The organism is Kribbella sp. NPDC026611, from assembly GCF_040638345.1.
GTDB lineage: Bacteria > Actinomycetota > Actinomycetes > Propionibacteriales > Kribbellaceae > Kribbella.
Map to the genome: position 1 here is coordinate 1 of NZ_JBEZYC010000017.1, position 17,564 is coordinate 17,564.

Annotated in this window: 16 protein-coding genes; 13 read left to right on the forward strand and 3 right to left on the reverse strand. The window is 69.0% G+C overall.

The window, feature by feature from the left end:
• Nucleotides 1-328: 328 nt before the first annotated feature.
• Together AB0E69_RS40285 and AB0E69_RS40290 are read right to left on the reverse strand one after the other, a co-directional pair.
• On the reverse strand, nucleotides 329-922 hold the full coding sequence (locus AB0E69_RS40285; protein WP_360159487.1) for a hypothetical protein: 594 nt from the start codon (nucleotides 920-922) through the stop codon (nucleotides 329-331).
• Nucleotides 923-1,396: 474 nt separating this feature from the next.
• Complete coding sequence (locus tag AB0E69_RS40290) at nucleotides 1,397-2,401, reverse strand: EamA family transporter (RefSeq protein ID WP_360159489.1); 1,005 nt, start codon at nucleotides 2,399-2,401, stop codon at nucleotides 1,397-1,399.
• 392 nt (nucleotides 2,402-2,793) lie between these two features.
• Here AB0E69_RS40290 and AB0E69_RS40295 point away from each other — a divergent pair, with 392 nt between their 5' ends.
• The 9 genes from AB0E69_RS40295 to AB0E69_RS40335 all read left to right on the forward strand — a co-directional run bounded on the left by AB0E69_RS40295 (nucleotide 2,794) and on the right by AB0E69_RS40335 (nucleotide 11,862).
• Entirely contained in the window at nucleotides 2,794-2,925 is a 132-nt protein-coding gene (locus AB0E69_RS40295; protein ID WP_360159492.1) for a hypothetical protein, read from the forward strand.
• Nucleotides 2,897-3,169: a phytase gene (locus AB0E69_RS40300; RefSeq protein WP_360159495.1), complete on the forward strand. Its 273-nt coding sequence runs from the start codon at nucleotides 2,897-2,899 to the stop codon at nucleotides 3,167-3,169. Before AB0E69_RS40295 ends, AB0E69_RS40300 begins: the two co-directional genes overlap by 29 nt.
• A gap of 333 nt (nucleotides 3,170-3,502) precedes the next feature.
• Nucleotides 3,503-4,666 (forward strand): pyruvate dehydrogenase (acetyl-transferring) E1 component subunit alpha, encoded by a 1,164-nt coding sequence (gene pdhA, locus AB0E69_RS40305; protein ID WP_360159497.1) that lies wholly within the window; start codon nucleotides 3,503-3,505, stop codon nucleotides 4,664-4,666.
• A 3-nt stretch (nucleotides 4,667-4,669) separates the two neighbouring features.
• Nucleotides 4,670-5,647: an alpha-ketoacid dehydrogenase subunit beta gene (locus AB0E69_RS40310; protein WP_360159500.1), complete on the forward strand. Its 978-nt coding sequence runs from the start codon at nucleotides 4,670-4,672 to the stop codon at nucleotides 5,645-5,647.
• Entirely contained in the window at nucleotides 5,647-6,984 is a 1,338-nt protein-coding gene (locus AB0E69_RS40315) for a dihydrolipoamide acetyltransferase family protein (protein ID WP_360159503.1), read from the forward strand. Before AB0E69_RS40310 ends, AB0E69_RS40315 begins: the two co-directional genes overlap by 1 nt.
• A gap of 78 nt (nucleotides 6,985-7,062) precedes the next feature.
• The gene (locus AB0E69_RS40320; RefSeq protein ID WP_360159506.1) at nucleotides 7,063-7,491 is read left to right on the forward strand and encodes a MerR family transcriptional regulator; all 429 of its coding nucleotides are present in this window, start codon (nucleotides 7,063-7,065) and stop codon (nucleotides 7,489-7,491) included.
• Nucleotides 7,488-8,468: an aldehyde reductase gene (locus AB0E69_RS40325; RefSeq protein WP_360159509.1), complete on the forward strand. Its 981-nt coding sequence runs from the start codon at nucleotides 7,488-7,490 to the stop codon at nucleotides 8,466-8,468. Before AB0E69_RS40320 ends, AB0E69_RS40325 begins: the two co-directional genes overlap by 4 nt.
• Before the next feature lie 119 nt (nucleotides 8,469-8,587).
• Entirely contained in the window at nucleotides 8,588-10,987 is a 2,400-nt protein-coding gene (locus AB0E69_RS40330; protein WP_360159512.1) for an NPCBM/NEW2 domain-containing protein, read from the forward strand.
• A gap of 44 nt (nucleotides 10,988-11,031) precedes the next feature.
• On the forward strand, nucleotides 11,032-11,862 hold the full coding sequence (locus AB0E69_RS40335; RefSeq protein ID WP_360159515.1) for a DMT family transporter: 831 nt from the start codon (nucleotides 11,032-11,034) through the stop codon (nucleotides 11,860-11,862).
• Nucleotides 11,863-11,907: 45 nt separating this feature from the next.
• On the opposite strand, the gene AB0E69_RS40340 is transcribed toward AB0E69_RS40335, so the two are convergent.
• On the reverse strand, nucleotides 11,908-13,317 hold the full coding sequence (locus AB0E69_RS40340) for a S8 family serine peptidase (protein WP_360159518.1): 1,410 nt from the start codon (nucleotides 13,315-13,317) through the stop codon (nucleotides 11,908-11,910).
• A 276-nt stretch (nucleotides 13,318-13,593) separates the two neighbouring features.
• On the opposite strand from AB0E69_RS40340, the gene AB0E69_RS40345 reads away from it, so the two are divergent.
• The 4 genes from AB0E69_RS40345 (at nucleotide 13,594) to AB0E69_RS40360 (ending at nucleotide 17,551) form a co-directional block, all read left to right on the forward strand.
• Nucleotides 13,594-14,331: a GntR family transcriptional regulator gene (locus AB0E69_RS40345; protein ID WP_360159521.1), complete on the forward strand. Its 738-nt coding sequence runs from the start codon at nucleotides 13,594-13,596 to the stop codon at nucleotides 14,329-14,331.
• Complete coding sequence (locus AB0E69_RS40350) at nucleotides 14,328-15,644, forward strand: MFS transporter (protein WP_360159523.1); 1,317 nt, start codon at nucleotides 14,328-14,330, stop codon at nucleotides 15,642-15,644. The genes AB0E69_RS40345 and AB0E69_RS40350 overlap by 4 nt, the downstream gene beginning before the upstream one ends.
• 105 nt (nucleotides 15,645-15,749) lie before the next feature.
• Nucleotides 15,750-16,739, forward strand: coding sequence for an ATP-binding cassette domain-containing protein (locus AB0E69_RS40355; protein ID WP_360159525.1), 990 nt, complete (start codon nucleotides 15,750-15,752; stop codon nucleotides 16,737-16,739).
• Nucleotides 16,736-17,551: an ABC transporter permease gene (locus AB0E69_RS40360; RefSeq protein ID WP_360159527.1), complete on the forward strand. Its 816-nt coding sequence runs from the start codon at nucleotides 16,736-16,738 to the stop codon at nucleotides 17,549-17,551. The genes AB0E69_RS40355 and AB0E69_RS40360 overlap by 4 nt, the downstream gene beginning before the upstream one ends.
• The last annotated feature ends 13 nt before the right edge of the window (nucleotides 17,552-17,564 follow it).

Here is a 17,564-nt window from a genome sequence, read left to right on the forward strand (position 1 = left end):
CAGCCTTGAACTGCGCACTGAACCGACGACGCTTCTCAGCCATGAACAAATCCTCTCAAGCAAGAGCACCTGTCCAACAACCTTGGTACACCCCAGGGGAGGTGGGAGCGGGCGTAGTGGTCGCGTAGGAGGAGCGGAGCGACGACGGAGTGGCCGCGGAGCACGCGTGGGTCGGCTACCAGCAGCACGCGTACGCCAGCACGAGTGGAGGGAAATGAGAGCGGCGCCGGGAGGAGTGAGGCTTGCTCCCGGCGCCGCGGTGTTGCTACCGAATCAGTCACCCCACCGAGGTGGCTCTTTCGGGTCCTGCATCACTGACCAGGGAGGGTCAGTTGTTCTGCTCGGAGTCCTGCTCGCAGGTCTTGAGCGAGTCGACAGAGTTGTTGTCGTTGTCCAGGCCCAGGATGCCGACCGGGTTCGTCAGCGGGACGTTGCCGCCGATGCCGGTGGCCGACAGCTCGTTGTGGCAGGCCTGGAACGGGCCGACGTTGTTGTCGGACACGGAGACAACACCGTGCGAGTCGCCCTTGTACCACTTGTGGTTGTTCTGCTCGCTGCCCTGCTCGCAGGTCTTGACGGCCGACACGCTGTTGTTGTCGTTGCCCCAACCGACGATGGCGACGATGTCCTCGGCCGGCACGTTGCCGCCGATGCCGGTGCCCGAACCGAAGTTGTGGCAGGCCTGGAACGGACCAACGTTGTTGTCGTCCAGCGCGACGAGCGAGCCGTCCTTGTGGACGCCCCACCAGCGGGAGTGGCCACCGTAGGACTTGCTGGCCATCGACGCCGCGTCGGCCAGGCCGCTGTCCTGGGCCTTCTTCTGGGTGTCGTCGAGAACGTTGGCGCTCACGACGGTGGCCAGGCCGAGGGTGGCGACGGTCGCCACCGCCGCGGCGGCGACGATCTTACGAGTTACCTGCATTATGCCAGGTTTCCTTTCGGGTTTGACGGATTCGTCTTAGTGGTAACGACATCTGGCAGACCCGGTTACAAACTTTTTCGTCAACTATTCCCGAGCGCCTGGCCTCCATAGCCGCGCAGTGATGAGTTCGCTGACAGGGCAACGAAACCCCGCGCTGACCAGGCAACTTCCGGTCACCCGAGTGTGTTGAAGTTGCAAGAAACTTGGGCGTAACCACCCCGGAGTTCCCTCGTTGAGTCAGCGCGGGTGACGGAAGACCCGGTGATTCGGAAGATTGTTTATCGGCGGACTCGGTGGTCGCCGAATTGGCAATACCATGATGAATCGGAATATCGTTGCAACCATTGCCGGAGTTTCGCGCCGTGTTTTTCGGGGCATCGCGCCGGCCGGCAACCAGGCCCGCTGCCGCGCGCATCGGCAGCGGTGGGAGGCCCGGGTCCCTCGTGGGTCCGGGCCTTTCCTTGTACCGCCGCTCTACCTCTCGACGGCCGCGGCCGAAGGAGCCGGAGAGTCTGCCGGCGCCGAGGGAGCTGAGGGAGCCGGCGTCCGGCGACGCTCCGCCGTCACCACCAGCGCGACCCCGACGATGATCACCGCGCCGCCGAGCAGGATCTGCCAGGTCAGGCTCTCGCTCAGGATCAGCCACCCGAGGAACACCGCCACGGCAGGGTTCACGTACGCGTACGTCCCGATCAGCGAGATCGGCGCGTTCGCCAGCAGGAAGCTGTACGCCGAGTACGCCAGCAGCGACCCGAACACGACCAGGTACGCGAGCCCGATCCACCCCGACCGGTCGAGCTGGTCCAGGTGCAGCCGCCCTGGCTCACCCCGCAGTACGCCGAGCAGGATCATCGCCGTACCGCCGAAGAGCATCTCGTAGAGAGCAGTCACCAGCGGGTCCCGCGGCAGCCCGAGCCGCGGCGCGAACCGCGAACCCGTCGCCCACGAGATCGTCCCGAGCACCAGGATCGCCACCGACAGCGGCTTCGCGCCGGTGTTGCCACCCGACAGCGACAGTAGCGCCGCCCCGCCGAACCCGATGAGCACGCCGAGCCACGTCAACGCCCGCGGCCGCTCCCCGCCACCAACGCGCAGCAGCATCAGCCACAGCGGTACGGCGGCCACCAGCAGAGCCGCCAGCCCGGACGGCACCGTCTGCTCCGCCACCGAGACCGCACCGTTGCCAAAGGCAAGCAGCAGTACGCCGACCACCGCCGCGCCGGCCGCCTCTCGCCGGGTGATCCGCAGCCGCCGCCACCCTGACTTCACACCGAGCACGACCGCCAGCAGTAGGCCGGCGACCAGGAACCGCGCCGACATCCCGAGCATCGGCGGGATGTGGGCGTCCACGACCACCCGGATGCCGAGGTACGTCGAACCCCAGACGACGTAGACGACCGCGAGCGCTGTCCAGATCATCGCGCTCGACACGGGCTTGGTGCCGGCGGCCGGTACGGCGGCCGGAGCGGAAGCGGCCATCCGAGAGGCCTCCCAAGGTCGTCAGGGGTGTAATGCAAGAACGATGCTTACGCTATGTCGCCCCGATCCGGCGCGCAAGCCGGTTTCCGGTCAGCAATCCGCCGTTTCCCGCCAGTCCACCGCCGCCCGGCACAGTGCCGGTACCGGACCCCGAGGTGAGGAGTGCACGATGCGGGTAGCAGCAGCAACGTTGACCGTGGCCATCGCAGCCGCGTGGAGTGTGGTCCCGGCGTACGCGAGCGGCCTCACGCCCGTGACTGCCGCCGCCGAGACCGCGCCGAATCACCTACCGCAAGCTCCGGTACGTCGACCTGCCGGCGAGCTTCAGGCTGTCCGACGGCACCACCTGGTCACCCTGCGAGGATCGGGGGGACCGCCCGCAGCTCGAGGGAATGGTGTTCGACCAGACCACCAACGACCTCTATGCGGCCCAGGAGGACGTCGGTTTGTGGCGCATTCCACAACACGGCAAGCCGGAGCTGCTGGAGAAGGTTCGTGACCAGCCGGCGGTCCAGCCAGGGTGACTCGACGTTCGCGGCGTACCGGATCGACGGCGGTCGACTGGTCTACCGCGCTGGCTTCGTCGTCGTCGACCGCTCCGCGGCGGACGGCGTGCAGCACAGCGACGGCGCGGCGGTGACCACCGAGGCGCTCGGGCCGCGGTTCCCGCACGGGCTGTTCGCGGTGCATGACGGTGAGAACACGCCTGGTGACGGCGACCGCGAGGGCACCAACTTCAAGCTGGTCCGGCTCGAACAGCTGCCCTGATCGAGACACATTTGTGACAGTTCTTGTCGATGGGACAGATTTCTGTCACAGGAGCGCGACACTGAGACCAGTGGATGGACTGGTGTCTCATCCTGAGACCGATTCCGGTACCGCCGTACCCGCCCGCGTCCAGACAGTTAGCGGATCAGGCACCCGGTCGGTACGGTGTCCGGCAAGATGGTGGTGTGACCGGTGAGGAGGTCCACTGCCACAAGTGCATCAGCCCTGGTATTCCACGCGGTCCTGCCTGCGAAAGCCTCACCCGGCTGGAGGGGCCGGCCCCGTGCAACGTTGCGGTCGCGGCGATCCCGCGCTCGAACCCGAGGAGTGCATGTGAGTGAGTCGATGCCGGGGACTCCCCCGGAAGTGTTCGCGCCCGTGGAGGCGCCGGTCAGCCCGCCCCGAGCTGCCGAAGAGGTCGAGTTCGTCCAGCTGCTGACCCCCGAAGGTGAGCGCGTCGAGCACCCGGAGTACTCCTTCGACCTCGACGACGAGGCGATCAAGGGCTTCTACCGGGACATGACGCTGGTCCGCCGGATCGACGCCGAGGCGACCGCGCTACAGCGCCAGGGCGAGCTCGGGCTGTGGGCCTCGCTGCTCGGCCAGGAGGCCGCGCAGATCGGCTCCGGCCGGGCCCTGAACGACAAGGACATGGTTTTCCCGACCTACCGCGAGCACGGCGTCGCCTGGTGCCAGGGCGTCGACCCGCTGCACCTGCTCGGCCTGTTCCGTGGCGTCGACCAGGGCGGCTGGAGCCCCAACGACCACAACTTCCAGCTGTACACGATCGTGATCGGCGCGCAGACGCTGCACGCGACCGGGTACGCGATGGGTCAGCAGCGCGACCACGCGGTCGGCGACCCGGACAACGGCGAGGCCACGATCGCGTACTTCGGTGACGGCGCCAGCAGCCAGGGCGACGTGAACGAGGCGTTCATCTGGTCCTCGGTGTTCAACGCGCCGGTCGTGTTCTTCTGCCAGAACAACCAGTGGGCGATCTCGGAGCCGATCGACCGGCAGACCCGGATCCCGCTGTACCAGCGCGCGGCCGGCTTCGGCTTCCCCGGCGTCCGCGTCGACGGCAACGACGTACTTGCTACGTACGCCGTGACGCAACAAGCGCTCAAAAGGGCCCGCGAGGGCAGCGGGCCGACGCTGATCGAGGCGTACACGTACCGGATGGGTGCGCACACCACCTCCGACGACCCGACGAAGTACCGGCTCAGCGAGGACCTCGAGCACTGGAAGCTCAAGGACCCGATCGAGCGGCTGCACGCGTACCTGACCCGGCACGCCGGGGTCGGCCACGACTTCTTCGACCAGGTCGACGCCGAGGCGGACAAGGTCGCCGCCGAGCTGCGGGCCGGCTGTCTGGCGATGCCGGACCCGGTGCTCACCGACTACTTCCAGCACGTGTACGTCGACGAGACGCCGCAGCTCGCCGAGCAGCGGGACCAGTACGTCGCGTACTCCGCTTCGTTCGAAGGCGAGGGCTGAGCGATGACCAAGATCACTCTCGGCAAGGCCATCAACGCGGGTCTGCGGGCGGCGATGGAGGCGGACCCCAAGGTCGTCGTGATGGGCGAGGACATCGGCAAGCTCGGCGGGGTCTTCCGGATCACCGAAGGGCTGCAGAAGGACTTCGGCGAGGACCGGGTGATCGACACCCCGCTGGCCGAGTCCGGGATCATCGGGACCGCGGTCGGCCTGGCGCTGCGCGGGTACCGGCCGGTCTGCGAGATCCAGTTCGACGGGTTCGTGTTCCCGGCGTACGACCAGATCGTCAACCAGATCGCGAAGATGCACTACCGGTCCGCGGGGCGGATCAAGATGCCGGTCGTGATCCGGATCCCGTTCGGCGGTGGCATCGGCGCGGTCGAGCACCACTCGGAGTCACCGGAGACGCTGTTCGCGCACGTACCGGGGCTGAAGGTCGTGACGTGTGGCGACCCGGTGGACGCGTACTGGATGATCCAGCAGGCGATCCAGTCGGACGACCCGGTGGTGTTCTTCGAGCCGAAGCGCCGGTACCACGAGAAGGCTGAGCTGGACGAGTCCGTGCCGCCGGCGCTGCCGCTGCACCAGGCGAAGGTGGTCCGCGAGGGTACCGACGCGACGCTGCTCTGCTACGGGCCGATGGTGAAGACGTGCGTGCAGGCGGCCGAGGCCGCGGTCGAGGACGGGCGGCAGCTGGAGGTCGTGGATCTACGGACGCTCGCGCCGTTCGACCTGGAGACGGTGTTTGCCTCGGTGAGGAAGACGCGGCGGGCCGTCGTGGTGCATGAGGCGTCGCTGTCGTTCGGGCCGGGGTCGGAGCTCGCGGCGCGGCTGCAGGAGGAGTGCTTCTACCACCTCGAAGCGCCGGTACTGCGGGTGACCGGGTACGACGTCCCGTACCCGCCGTCGCGGACCGAGGACGAATTCCTGCCCGACCTGGATCGGGTGCTGGACGGCGTCGACCGGGTGATGGGGTACTGATGGGCATCCAGCAGTTCCGGCTCCCGGACGTCGGCGAAGGTCTGGTCGAGGCCGAGATCGTCAGCTGGAAGGTGAAGCCCGGCGACACGGTCAAGCTCAACGACACCATCGTCGAGATCGAAACCGCGAAGTCGCTGGTCGAGCTGCCGGTCCCGTTCGCGGGCGTGGTCAAGGAGCTCCTGGTCCCCGAGGGCGAAACGGTCGATGTCGGTACGCCGATCATCGCGGTCGAAACCGACTCGCCGGCCGAGGCGCTGACCGACGACATGGTCCCCACCCTCCCCGAACCAGAAGAAGAAACCGGCGGCCGCACCGCAGTCCTCGTCGGCTACGGCCCCAAGACAACAGAAGCCAAACGCCGCACCCGCAAGCCGAGCGGTGGTGCTCCGGCGGTTGCCGCCCCGGCTCCGGCTCCGGTGGTACCCAAACCTGTTGTTGCCAAGAGCAATGAAACTGCCGGTTCGGTGCATGTGCTGGCGAAGCCGCCGGTGCGGAAGTTGGCGAAGGATCTGGGGATTGACCTGGGTGCGGTGACTGCGACCGGTCCGGGTGGGATCATCACTCGGGCCGATGTGGAGAACCATGTCGCGGCTCCCGAGCCTCAGGTTGCCTACGAAGCCGCGCCGGTGGTGAGTGGGCGGGGGGACACTCGGGTTCCGGTCAAGGGTGTGCAGAAGGTTATGGCGCAGGCGATGGTGGCCAGTGCGTTTACTGCTCCGCATGTGACCGAGTGGATCACCGTCGACGTCAGCGCGACCATGGAGCTGGTCGAGCGGTTGAAGGCGGACAAGGCGTTCCGGGAGCTCCGGGTGTCGCCGTTGCTGATCGTCGCGAAGGCGGTCACGCTGGCGGCCCGCCGTACCCCGATCGTCAACGCGGCCTGGGACGAGCAGGCGCAGGAGATCGTCTACAAGGGCGCGGTCAACCTCGGCATCGCCGCGGCCACCCCGCGCGGTCTGATCGTCCCGAACATCAAGGGCGCCGACGCACTCACCCTGCCCGACCTCTGCAAGGCTCTGAACGACCTGGTCGCCACCGCCCGCGAGGGCAAGACCCAGCCGGCCGACCAGGCCGGTGGCTCGTTCACGATCACCAACGTCGGCGTCTTCGGCGTCGACGCCGGTACGCCGATCATCAACCCGGGCGAGGCCGCGATCCTCGCCTTCGGCGCGGTCCGGAAGCAGCCCTGGGTGGTGGACGACCAGATCGTCCCGCGCTGGATCACCACCCTGGCGCTGTCCTTCGACCACCGCCTGATCGACGGCGAGAAGGGCTCCACCTTCCTCGCCGACGTGGCCGGCATCCTCGAGGACCCGGCCCGCGCACTGATGTTCTGAACCCTCGAAGGCCCGGGCGAACCACCCGGGCCTTCGACCGTTTGACCTCAAGCGCTTGAGGTATGTGACCGTGGCGGCATGACGGTTTTCACCATTCAGGAGGTGTCGCGGCGGAGCGGGCTGAGCGAGCCCACGCTGCGGTACTACGAGGACGCCGGCCTCGTCGGCCCGATCGCGCGGGATCCGAGCAGCGGCCACCGGCGGTACGCCGATGCGGATCTGGACACGGTCGAGGTCCTTGCCTGCCTGCGGACGGTCGGCGTCGGCATCGAGGACATGCGCACGTACCTCGGCAACCGCAAGCGCGGCCGGGACGCCGCGGCCGAGCAGCGCGATCTCCTCCTGCGGCACGCCGAGCGGATCGGGGACGAGATCGCCGCGCAGCGGGTCCGGCTCGAGTACCTGCGGGAGAAGGCCGCGCTCTGGGATGCCCGCGACCGCAACGACGACGCGGCCGAGGTCGCGGCGACCAAGCGCCTGATCGACATCGTCGAGGTACTGCGATGAGCCCGGTCCTGGTGACCGGCGGCTCCGGCTACCTCGCGACCCACGTGATCGCGACGCTCCTCCGCGACGGCCGCGAGGTGCGAACGACGGTCCGCTCGACGAGTCGCGAGTCCGAACTGCGAGTCGCCGTACGCCGCGGGGGCGCCGATGACACCCAGCTCGAACTGGTCGTGGCCGACCTGCTGTCCGACGACGGCTGGGCCGACGCCGTGGCCGGCTGCGACGAGCTCCACCACGTCGCGTCGCCGATCCCCGTCGAGCAGCCCGAGGACCCCGACGAGCTGATCGTCCCCGCCCGCGAAGGCACCCTCCGGGTACTGCGTGCCGCCCGCGACTCCGGCGCTCGCCGGGTCGTGCTCACGTCCTCGTTCGCGGCCGTCGGCTACACCCCGAAGCCGGGAGCGGAGTACACGGAGGACGACTGGACCGACCCGGACACCCCCGGCCTCGCGCCGTACCCGCGGTCGAAGGCGATCGCCGAGCGCGCCGCCTGGGACCTGATGGCCGGCAGCAGCACCGAGCTCGTCGTGGTCAACCCGACCGGTATCTTCGGCCCGACCCTGACGACGGAACTGCGGTCGTCCACCCACCTGATCCGGATGATGCTCGACGGCACGATGAAGGTCGCGCCGCGGCACCGGTTCGGCGTGGTCGACGTCCGCGACGTGGCTGACCTGCACCGCCGTGCGATGAACGCCCCGCACGCGGCCGGCAAGCGCTACCTGGCCGTCTCCAGCGACCCCGCGATGAGCTTCCTCGACGTCGCCGGCATCCTCCGGCGCGACTTCGGCGCCGCCCTTGCACCCACGGCGGAAGCGGACGGCCCCGACCTGCCCCGTCCGATCATCCACAACGACCGCGCCCGAACCGAGCTCGGCTGGCGACCCCGCCCGGCAGCAACCACGATCGTGGAAACCGCCGAGAGCCTCCGCGACCTCGGCCTCCTCGACCTCCTCGACCTCCTCGACGAACGGTGAGCACATGCTTCCCCGCCGAGACCATTTCACCGGCGTCGAGAGGATTGTGCGTCGCGAGATAAGCGCCTAACGTCCGACGGACTGAGCCCGCTGTTTGCCGCCCACCCAGGGAGCTCGCCATGCGTCGTCTGCTTGTCGTCGTGCTCGGACTGCTGCTGCTCGGCGCGATCGCGCCCCCTGCCCAGGCGGCTCCGGACGCCGCGAATCTGGCGCCGACCCCGCCGATGGGGTGGAACAGCTGGAACACGTTCGGCTGCGATATCAACGAGGGGCTCATTCGCGACACCGCGGAGGCGATGGTGTCGTCGGGGATGGCCGCCGCCGGGTACAAGTACGTGAACATCGACGACTGCTGGATGGCCGCCCAGCGCGACGCGGGCGGACGGCTGCAGCCGGACCCGACGCGCTTCCCCAACGGCATCAAGGCTCTCGCCGACTACGTGCACGCGCTCGGCCTGAAGCTCGGCATCTACTCCTCGGCCGGTTCGTACACCTGCCAGGGCCGCCCGGCCAGCCTCCACCACGAGACGGTCGACGCGCAGACCTGGGCGAGCTGGGGTGTGGATCTGCTCAAGTACGACAACTGCGGGGAGCAGGACGGTATCCCCGCCCAGACGCGGTACAAGACGATGGGTGACGCGCTCGCCGCCAGCGGCCGGCCGATTCTCTACAGCATCTGCGAGTGGGGCTCGAACCAGCCGTGGCTGTGGGGAGCGAGCGCCGGCGGGAACATGTGGCGCACGACCGGCGACATCGCCAACAACTGGGCGAGCGTGATGTCCCTGCTCGACCTGCAGGTCGGGCTCGAGCAGTACTCCGGTCCGAACAAGTGGAACGACCCGGACATGCTCGAGGTGGGCAACACCGGCCTGACGTACGCCGAGAGCCGCGCGCACATGAGCCTCTGGTCGATCCTCAACGCGCCGCTGATCGCCGGCAACGACCTGCGCTCCATGTCTGCCTCGACGCGCGGCCTGCTGACCGACCCGGACGTGCTCGCGGTCAACCAGGACTGGGCCGGCCGCCAGGGCGCCAAGCTCCGCGACGACGGCGAACTGGAGGTGTGGTCGAAGAAGCTGTCCGACGGCTCGGCCGCGGTCGTCCTCCTCAACCGCGCGAGCAACCCGGCCACGATGTCCACGACCGCAGCAGAGCTGGGCCTGCCGGCGGCGCAGGCCTACACAGTGAAGGACCTGTGGAGCAACGCGGTCCGTTCCTCGGCCGGCAACGTCCGCGCAGTGGTGGGTTCGCACGACGCAGCCATGTTTCGCGTGACGCCCGGTGCGGCGGCAGAGCTCGCACCGATGGTGTCGGTCGAGGCCGTACCGACGAAGCCCTATGTGACCACCGACGGGCGCCTCGACGTACAGGTGAAGGTCCGCAACGACGGGCCGGCTGCGGTCACAGACGCACGGCTGAGCCTGACTGCCCCGGACGCCTGGCAAGCTACGCCGGCCGGGTCCACCCAGCTCGCGACGATCGGTGCGGGGCAGACCGGTGCCGCAACCTGGCATCTGGCAGCAGACCGCCCAGACCTGGGTCCGGTGGACCTTACCGCCCGGGCGGACTGGCTCTGGGGGAGCAGTGTGCAGAGCGGGTCCGGCCCGGGCCGCTTTACCGTGGCGAACCCGCCACCCGCAGGACGTACGACGCTCTCCGACCAGCCCTGGGCGTACGCCGATAACGGCTGGGGTCCCGTCGAACGCAACAGAAGCGTCGGCGAACAGGCGGCCGGTGACGGGAAGCCCCTGACCGTCGCAGGCACGGTCTACGCCCAGGGCTTCGGTGCGCACGCCCCAGGCCGCATCGGGTTCTACCTGGCCTCACAGTGCTCACAGCTGACGGCACAGGTCGGCATAGACGACGAAGTGGGTGCCCACGGCGACGTGCGCTTCGAGCTCTGGGGTGATGGCGTACGGCTCGCACAGGCCGAGGCGACCGGCGCCGGTGGAGCGGTCCCGATCAGCGCGAACCTGACCGGCGTCGAGGTCCTGGAGCTGCGCCTGGACACCGCAGGAACGCCGGAATACGACCACGCGGACTGGCTCGCGCCACAGATCACCTGCACCGGTACGCCGCCACCGCCCGGCAAGTCCAGGCTGTCCGACCGGTCCTGGCTGTCCATGTCCAACGGCTGGGGTCCGGTCGAGCGCAACCGCAGCGTCGGCGGCCAAGGCCTCGGCGACGGCCTGCCGCTGACCGTGGCAGGCACCGTCTACCCCTACGGTCTCGGCGGCCACGCGAACGGCTCGGTCACCTACTACCTGGGCAAGCGGTGTACGACGCTCACCGCTTCTGTCGGCATCGACGACGAGGTCGGCAACCTCGGCCAGGTGCACTTCGAGGTCTGGGGAGACGGCACCCGCCTGGCCCAGGCCGACGCGACAGGCGCCGGCGGTGCCGTCCCGCTGACCGCAAACCTGTCCGGCGTCGACGTCGTCGACCTACGCCTGGACACTGCGGGCACACCCGACTACGACCACGCCGACTGGCTCACCCCGGAGGTCACCTGCACCTGATATTTCGCCTGCTGTTGGCAGCAGGCGGGTGAGAGGGTGTGCCCGTGGTGGTGATCTTGGTGGTGCTCGGGGCCGCGGTCCTGCACGCGACCTGGAACGCGATGGCGCACGGGGCGCCGGACCGGGTGGCAGGGCTGGCGTTGTTCGAGCTGTCGGCCGGAGTGATCGGGCTCGTCGCGGTCCTGCTGAGCGGACCGCCGCCGGCCGGGACGTGGGGCTTCATCATCGCGTCGGCGCTGCTGCATCTCGCGTACCTGGGCGGGTTGCTGGCGTCGTACCAGCTCGGTCAGTTCAGCCAGATGTACCCGCTGGCCCGCGGTACGTCGCCGTGGGTCGTCGCGGTGGTGTCGATCGTCGTCCTGCACCAGCACCTGGCCGTGGTCGAACTGGCCGGCGTACTGCTGATCTCGGCCGGCCTGATCGCGCTCGTCTTCATCGGTCGCCCGAACCGTCGCCAGGCTCCCGCGATCCTGGCCGCGATCGGGACCGGCCTGACGATCGCGGCGTACACGGTCGTCGACGGCGTCGCCGTCCACAAGATGCCGGTCGCGACCTACATGGGCTGGGTCTTCATGCTCCAAGGCCTCGCCGTGCCGCTCGCCCTGCTGGCCTGGCGCGGTCCGAAGACCTTCAATCTGCCGCGCAAGGCGATCCTGTCCGGCCTCGCCGGGGGAGTCGTCTCGATGGTCGCCTACGGCCTCGTCCTCTGGGCGCAGACCCGCGGGGCCCTCGCGGCCATCGCGGCGCTCCGCGAGACAAGCATCATCTTCGGCGCCCTGATCGGCACCCTCTTCTTCGGCGAACGCTTCGGCCCGCGCCGCGCCGTGGCCGCGGCTGTAGTGGTCGCCGGCATTGTGCTGATCACCACGGGTTGAGTGAGTGGGGGTCCCGGGCGGTGGACCCCCACTCGGCTTGAGGGGTCAGCGCTGTACGGCGTCCAGGGCGTCCGCGATGCCGTCGCCGAAGAAGGCGTTGTTGGCGGTGGTGCCGGTGCAGCGCGGGTCCGGCGTCGTCGGGCACGCCGTGTCGTCGGCCTCCTTGTGGAGCGCGCGCTCGATGTCGCGCGGGCCCCACCACGGGTGCGTGGACTTCATCAGCGCGGCGATACCGGTGACGTGCGGGGACGCCATCGACGTACCGCTCATGGTTCCGTAGCCGCCGCCCGGGAGCGTGGACAGGATCGCGCTACCGGGAGCGGCGACGTCGATCTTGTTCAGGCCGAAGTTCGAGAAGCTGCTCTTGACGCGTGCCTGCGTCGTGCTCGCGACGGTGATCACGCCGGGGAGCTCGGTCGGCATGTCGAGACAGCCGGCGTTCAGCGTCCGGGTGACCGGTGTCGAGTCGTTCGGGCTGCCGCTGTCGGTGGTCTTGTTCGCCAGGTCGACGTTCGAGTTACCGGCCGCGGCGACCGACAGCGTGCCCTCGTCGGTGGCCCAGGCGTACGCCCGGCGGACCGCCTCCTGGACCGCGCCCTGGTCGCCGTCGTCGTTGCACCAGAACTCGAACGGGTCGATGAAGTAGCTGTGGTTGGTGACAGCCATGTGGTGCTCGGCGGCCCACACGATCCCGCAGATCGAGTACTCCGGGTAGATGAAGCCGGCGTCGTTGACCACCTTCACCGACGCGATCCGCACCCCCGGCGCGACACCGACGATGCCCACACCGTTCCGCGCGGCGGCGATCGTGCCGGCCACGTGCGTGCCGTGCGGCGAAGTCGTCGGCCGCCACGCCCCCACAGTGGTGTCCGGTACGCCGTTCTTCACGCAGCTCACCGAATCGCGAGCGTCGAAGTTCGGCGCGAGATCCGGGTGCGTGTCGTCGACACCGCTGTCGTTGACCCCAACCAGCACCCGGCGAGAGCCGTCGGTCACCGCGTGCGCCTGGTCCGCCTTGATCTGGACCATGTCCCACTGGTCCTTCTCCCGCGGGTCGGGCACTGGCGTCGCCGTGGTCTCGTCGGTCGAGCTCAACCCGGTGGCCGGCCCCTCGCTGACCGCGGCGGTCCGCGTGGACCCGACGGACTGCACCTCGCGTCCGTTGTGCCCGACGCGGACGTCGGCCTTGAAGTTCGCGTTGGTCGATTGCGCGACCACGACCCCGAACTGCTCGTACGACGCCAGCACGGTGCCGCCGGCCTGCTTCACCGCGTCCTCGACCTTGCGGACGTGACCCGGCGTGGCCTTCGTGTTCAGCACGTAGTTCGACAGCGGACCCGGCGCGGTGTCGTCGAGCGGTGCGGCGTTGGCCTCGAGAGCGCCGAGCGACGCGCACGCCAGCGCGGCCGCGGCCAGGCCGGCGGCCAGTCGGCGGGGACGGGAAGTTCGGGACACGCTGCCTCCTGGGGACTGGGCCTGGGCGGACGGACCCGGGCTCGGTATCCGGAGACTCTAGGCCGGATCGCCGACAAGCGGAGTTCTTCATCCACAACGCAGGGGAAACCCTGCACTTGTCACTACTGCCGGTCCTGGTGTTCACGCTCAGTTGCCCACACCTGTGGATTCGCCTGTGGATAACTCGTGGACAAGCTGGGGAATACCGGCCCGAATCAGTGGATTGAGTTGTGTGTAAGATAGATACAACAGAGATACCGGTCGTATGGGAGTGAAGTGACAGGCGGGGTGCCGGAGAACGCACCGGCGAGTACTGCGTTGATCCTGGGGGACGAGACCGCGGAGATCGCCCGGGTGGTGGTCGAGGCAGCGCCGGAAGCGGAGAAGATTCCCGCGGCCGAGCGCGTCTACGCGTACGTGAAGGCAGCGATCCTGGACCGGGTCTACCCCGGCGGCGAGCTGCTGACCGAGGGCGAGCTGGCCACGGCGGTAGGTGTGTCCCGCACTCCGGTTCGCGAGGCGCTGCTGCGGCTGGAGGAGTCCGGCCTGGTCAAGCTCTACCCGAAGAAGGGCGCGCTGGTCCTCCCGGTCCTGCCACAGGAGATCGACGACGTCCTGGAGGCGCGCGAGCTGATCGAGACGCACGCCGCAGCCAAGGTCTGGCCGCGTCGCAAGCAGCTGATCGAGGCGCTGAGCCGGCGTGTGGACGAGATGCGCGCGCACCGCAGGTCCGGTGACGCGAAGAGCTTCCTGGAGGCGGACCGCGCCTTCCACGAGGCGATTGTCGGTGCCGCCGGCAACCTGATCCTCGCCAAGCTCTACAACAGCCTCCGCGACCGTCAGGTCCGGATGGGCGTGCCCGGGATCGAGATGCAGCCGGCCCGGATGGACAAGTCGATCACCGCGCACCAGGAGATGATCGACGCGCTCGGCGGCAACAGCGTCAAGCGGTTCCGCGAGCTCGTGGTCGCCCACATCGACACCGCCGCGACGGATCTGCGGGGCACTCGGTGACCGAACTCCTCTACCCCCTGGGCGGACGTCGCGCCTGGGCGGTCTGGGCCACTGCTGTCCTGACCTACCTCGTGACCGTCCTGCACCGCGGTTCGATGAGCGTGGCCGGCCTGCAGGCCGCAGAGCGCTTCCACATCTCCGCATCGGCGCTGGCGAGCTTCACCGTCGTCCAGCTGACCGTGTACGCCGCTATGCAGGTCCCGCTCGGCATCCTGTTGGACCGCTACGGCTCCAAGCGGCTGCTGATCACCGCGTCCGGCCTGCTCTTCATCGCGCAGTCCGCGTTCAGCCTGGTCGACTCGTACCCGGCTGCGCTGGCGGCACGCGCCGTACTGGGCGTCGGTGACGCACTGGTCTTCATCAGCGTGCTCCGGGTGGTCATGTCCTGGTTTCCCGCGCTGCGGCAGCCGGTGATGTCGCAGGCGACTGGAATGCTCGGCGGGCTCGGCGCGATCATGTCGACCGTGCCGATGGCCGCGGCCTTCCACGCCTTCGGCTGGACGCCGACGTTCGCCGGTGCCAGCGTGCTCAGCCTGGTCGCCGGTGTCGCCGTACTGTTCCTGATCAAGGACTCGCCGTACGACGAACCGTTGCGGCGGCCCAAGCAGTCGCTGACCGAGGTACGGCGCAACCTGAAGCGCGCGTGGAAGGAGCCGGGCACCCGGCTCGGTCTGTGGACGCACTTCACCACCAGCTTCTCCGGCAGCACGTTTGGTCTGCTCTGGGGCTTCCCGTTCCTCGTGCAGGGACAGGGGGTCGCGCCAACGACCGCTGCGGCGATGCTGATCGTGCCGGTTCTCGCCGGCCTCTGCTACGGCCCACTGGTCGGGCGGTACGCCGCCAGGTTCCCGTTCTACCGGTCCTGGATCGTGCTGGCGGTCGTCGCCGGCTCGGTCCTGATGTGGACCGTCGTACTGCTCTGGCCGGGCCGTGCGCCGATGCCGGTGCTGCTGGCGCTGATCGTCGTCCAGGCGGCCGGCGGCCCGGGGTCGATGCTCGGGCTGGACTACGCCCGGACGTTCAACCCTGCGACCCGGTTCGGCGCCGCCAACGGGATGGTCAACACCGGCGGGTTCATCGCGACGCTGCTCTGTATCGGCATGGTCGGGATCCTGCTGGACGCGTCGTCCGGTGGGGCGCCGCAGACGATCGAGGACTTCAAGTTCGCCCTGGCCTTCCAGTACGTGCTGTGGGCGATCGGCACCCGGCAGATCCTCAAGTACCGCCGCCGGGCGCGCGGCAACCTGGCCCGGTACAACCCGGAGGCCTACCAGGCGCTGCTGGCCAACCAGATCGTCCCGCTCAAGGGCTGACGCCAGCGGGCTGACGTGGGCTGAGATGGCCTGACAGCCGAGTGCCAGGCCGGTGCCAGGCCGTGGCGGCACGGTAGTCCCAGTGACAAGCACTGGGAGGAACCGATGACCACAACGAACCAGGTCGCCATCGAGGCGGTCGGTCTGGTCAAGAAATATGGCAGTACGACCGCGCTGGCCGGCGTCGACCTGAGCGTGCCCACCGGCACGGTGCTCGGGGTCCTCGGCCCGAACGGCGCCGGCAAGACCACCGCGGTCCGCATTCTCGGCACCCTGCTCCGGCCGGACGCCGGTCACGCCACGGTCGGCGGGTACGATGTCGTCCGCGAGGCCGGGCGGGTGCGCGAGATCATCGGTCTGACCGGCCAGTACGCGTCGGTCGACGAGGACATGTCCGGCCGCCGCAACCTGGTCATGATCGGCCGGCTGCTCGGGATGTCGCGGCTGCAGAGCAAGTCCCGGGCCGACGAGCTGCTGGAGCGGTTCGAGCTGGTCGACGCGGGCGACCGGATCGCGAAGACGTACTCCGGCGGCATGCGCCGGCGGCTCGACCTGGCCGCCAGCCTGGTCGGCAACCCGAACATCCTGTACCTGGACGAGCCCACCACGGGTCTCGACCCGCACGCCCGCAACGGCGTCTGGGAGACGATCCGCAACCTGGTGCTCGACGGAACCACGGTCCTGCTCACCACGCAGTACCTGGAAGAGGCCGACGCACTGGCCGACTCGATCGTCGTGTTCGACAAGGGTGCCGTGGTCGCGTCCGGCCGTCCGGCCGAGCTGAAGGCGCAGGCCGGCAAGCAGTCGCTGGACGTCCGCCCGGCCGAGCCGGCGCACCTCGAGCGGGTCGCGGCGATCGTCGCCGAGTCGGTCGGCACTCGCCCGTCGGTCGATGTGGTGAACGCGCTGGTCAGCGTCCCGGTGACGGACGGTACGTCGATGCCCGTCGTCGTCCGGCGCCTCGACGAGGCCGGCATCGCGGTCACCGAGCTGTCCCTGCGGCTACCGAGCCTGGACGAGGTCTTCCTCGCCCTGACCGGCCACGCCGCCGAAGAGCGTCCGAGCGACGCGATCCTGGAAGGAGCGGGCCGATGAGCGCCGCAACGTTGGATGTACCTGCGCACGCGGCGCGCCGGTCCAGGCCGTTCGCCTGGGTGCCGCAGAGCCTGACGCTGGCCTGGCGCAACATCGTCCGGATCCGGCAGAACCCGGAAGCCCTGGCGGACGTGACGTTCCAGCCGATCATCTTCCTGGCGCTGTTCCTGTTCGTCTTCGGCGGCGCGATCGCGGGCGGTGGCGGCTGGCGCGGCTACCTGCCGACGCTGTTGCCCGGCCTGCTCGTGCAGACCGTGGTGTTCGCGACGATGGGTACCGGGGTCGGGCTGAACGACGACTTCGCCAAGGGCGTCTTCGACCGGTTCCGGAGCCTGCCGATCGCCCGGATCTCGCCGCTGATCGGGGCCGTGCTCGGCGACGCGATCCGGTACTCGCTGTCGATCGTGATCCTGATGGCGAGCGGCTTCGTGCTCGGCTTCCGGTTCCACAACGGCGTCGGCAACGGCTTGCTGGCGATGCTGATCGTGCTGCTGTTCGCGCTGTCGATGTGCTGGATCTGGGTCTGGCTCGGCCTGACGATGAAGACCGCCCAGGGGGTGCAGGGCATCGCGTTCCTGGTGATGTTCCCGCTCACCTTCGGCAGCAACATCTTCGTCCCGGCCAGCACGCTGCCCGGCTTCCTGCAGGCGTTCGTGAAGGTCAGCCCGATCACCTACCTGGTGAACACCGAACGGGCGTTGATGAGTGGCGGCGCGCTGCAGAAGCCGCTGCTGATCACGCTGGCCTGGATGGTCGGCCTGGTCGCGGTCTTCGCGCCACTGGCGATCCGCGCCTACCGCCGCCGTACCTGACCAACCACGATGA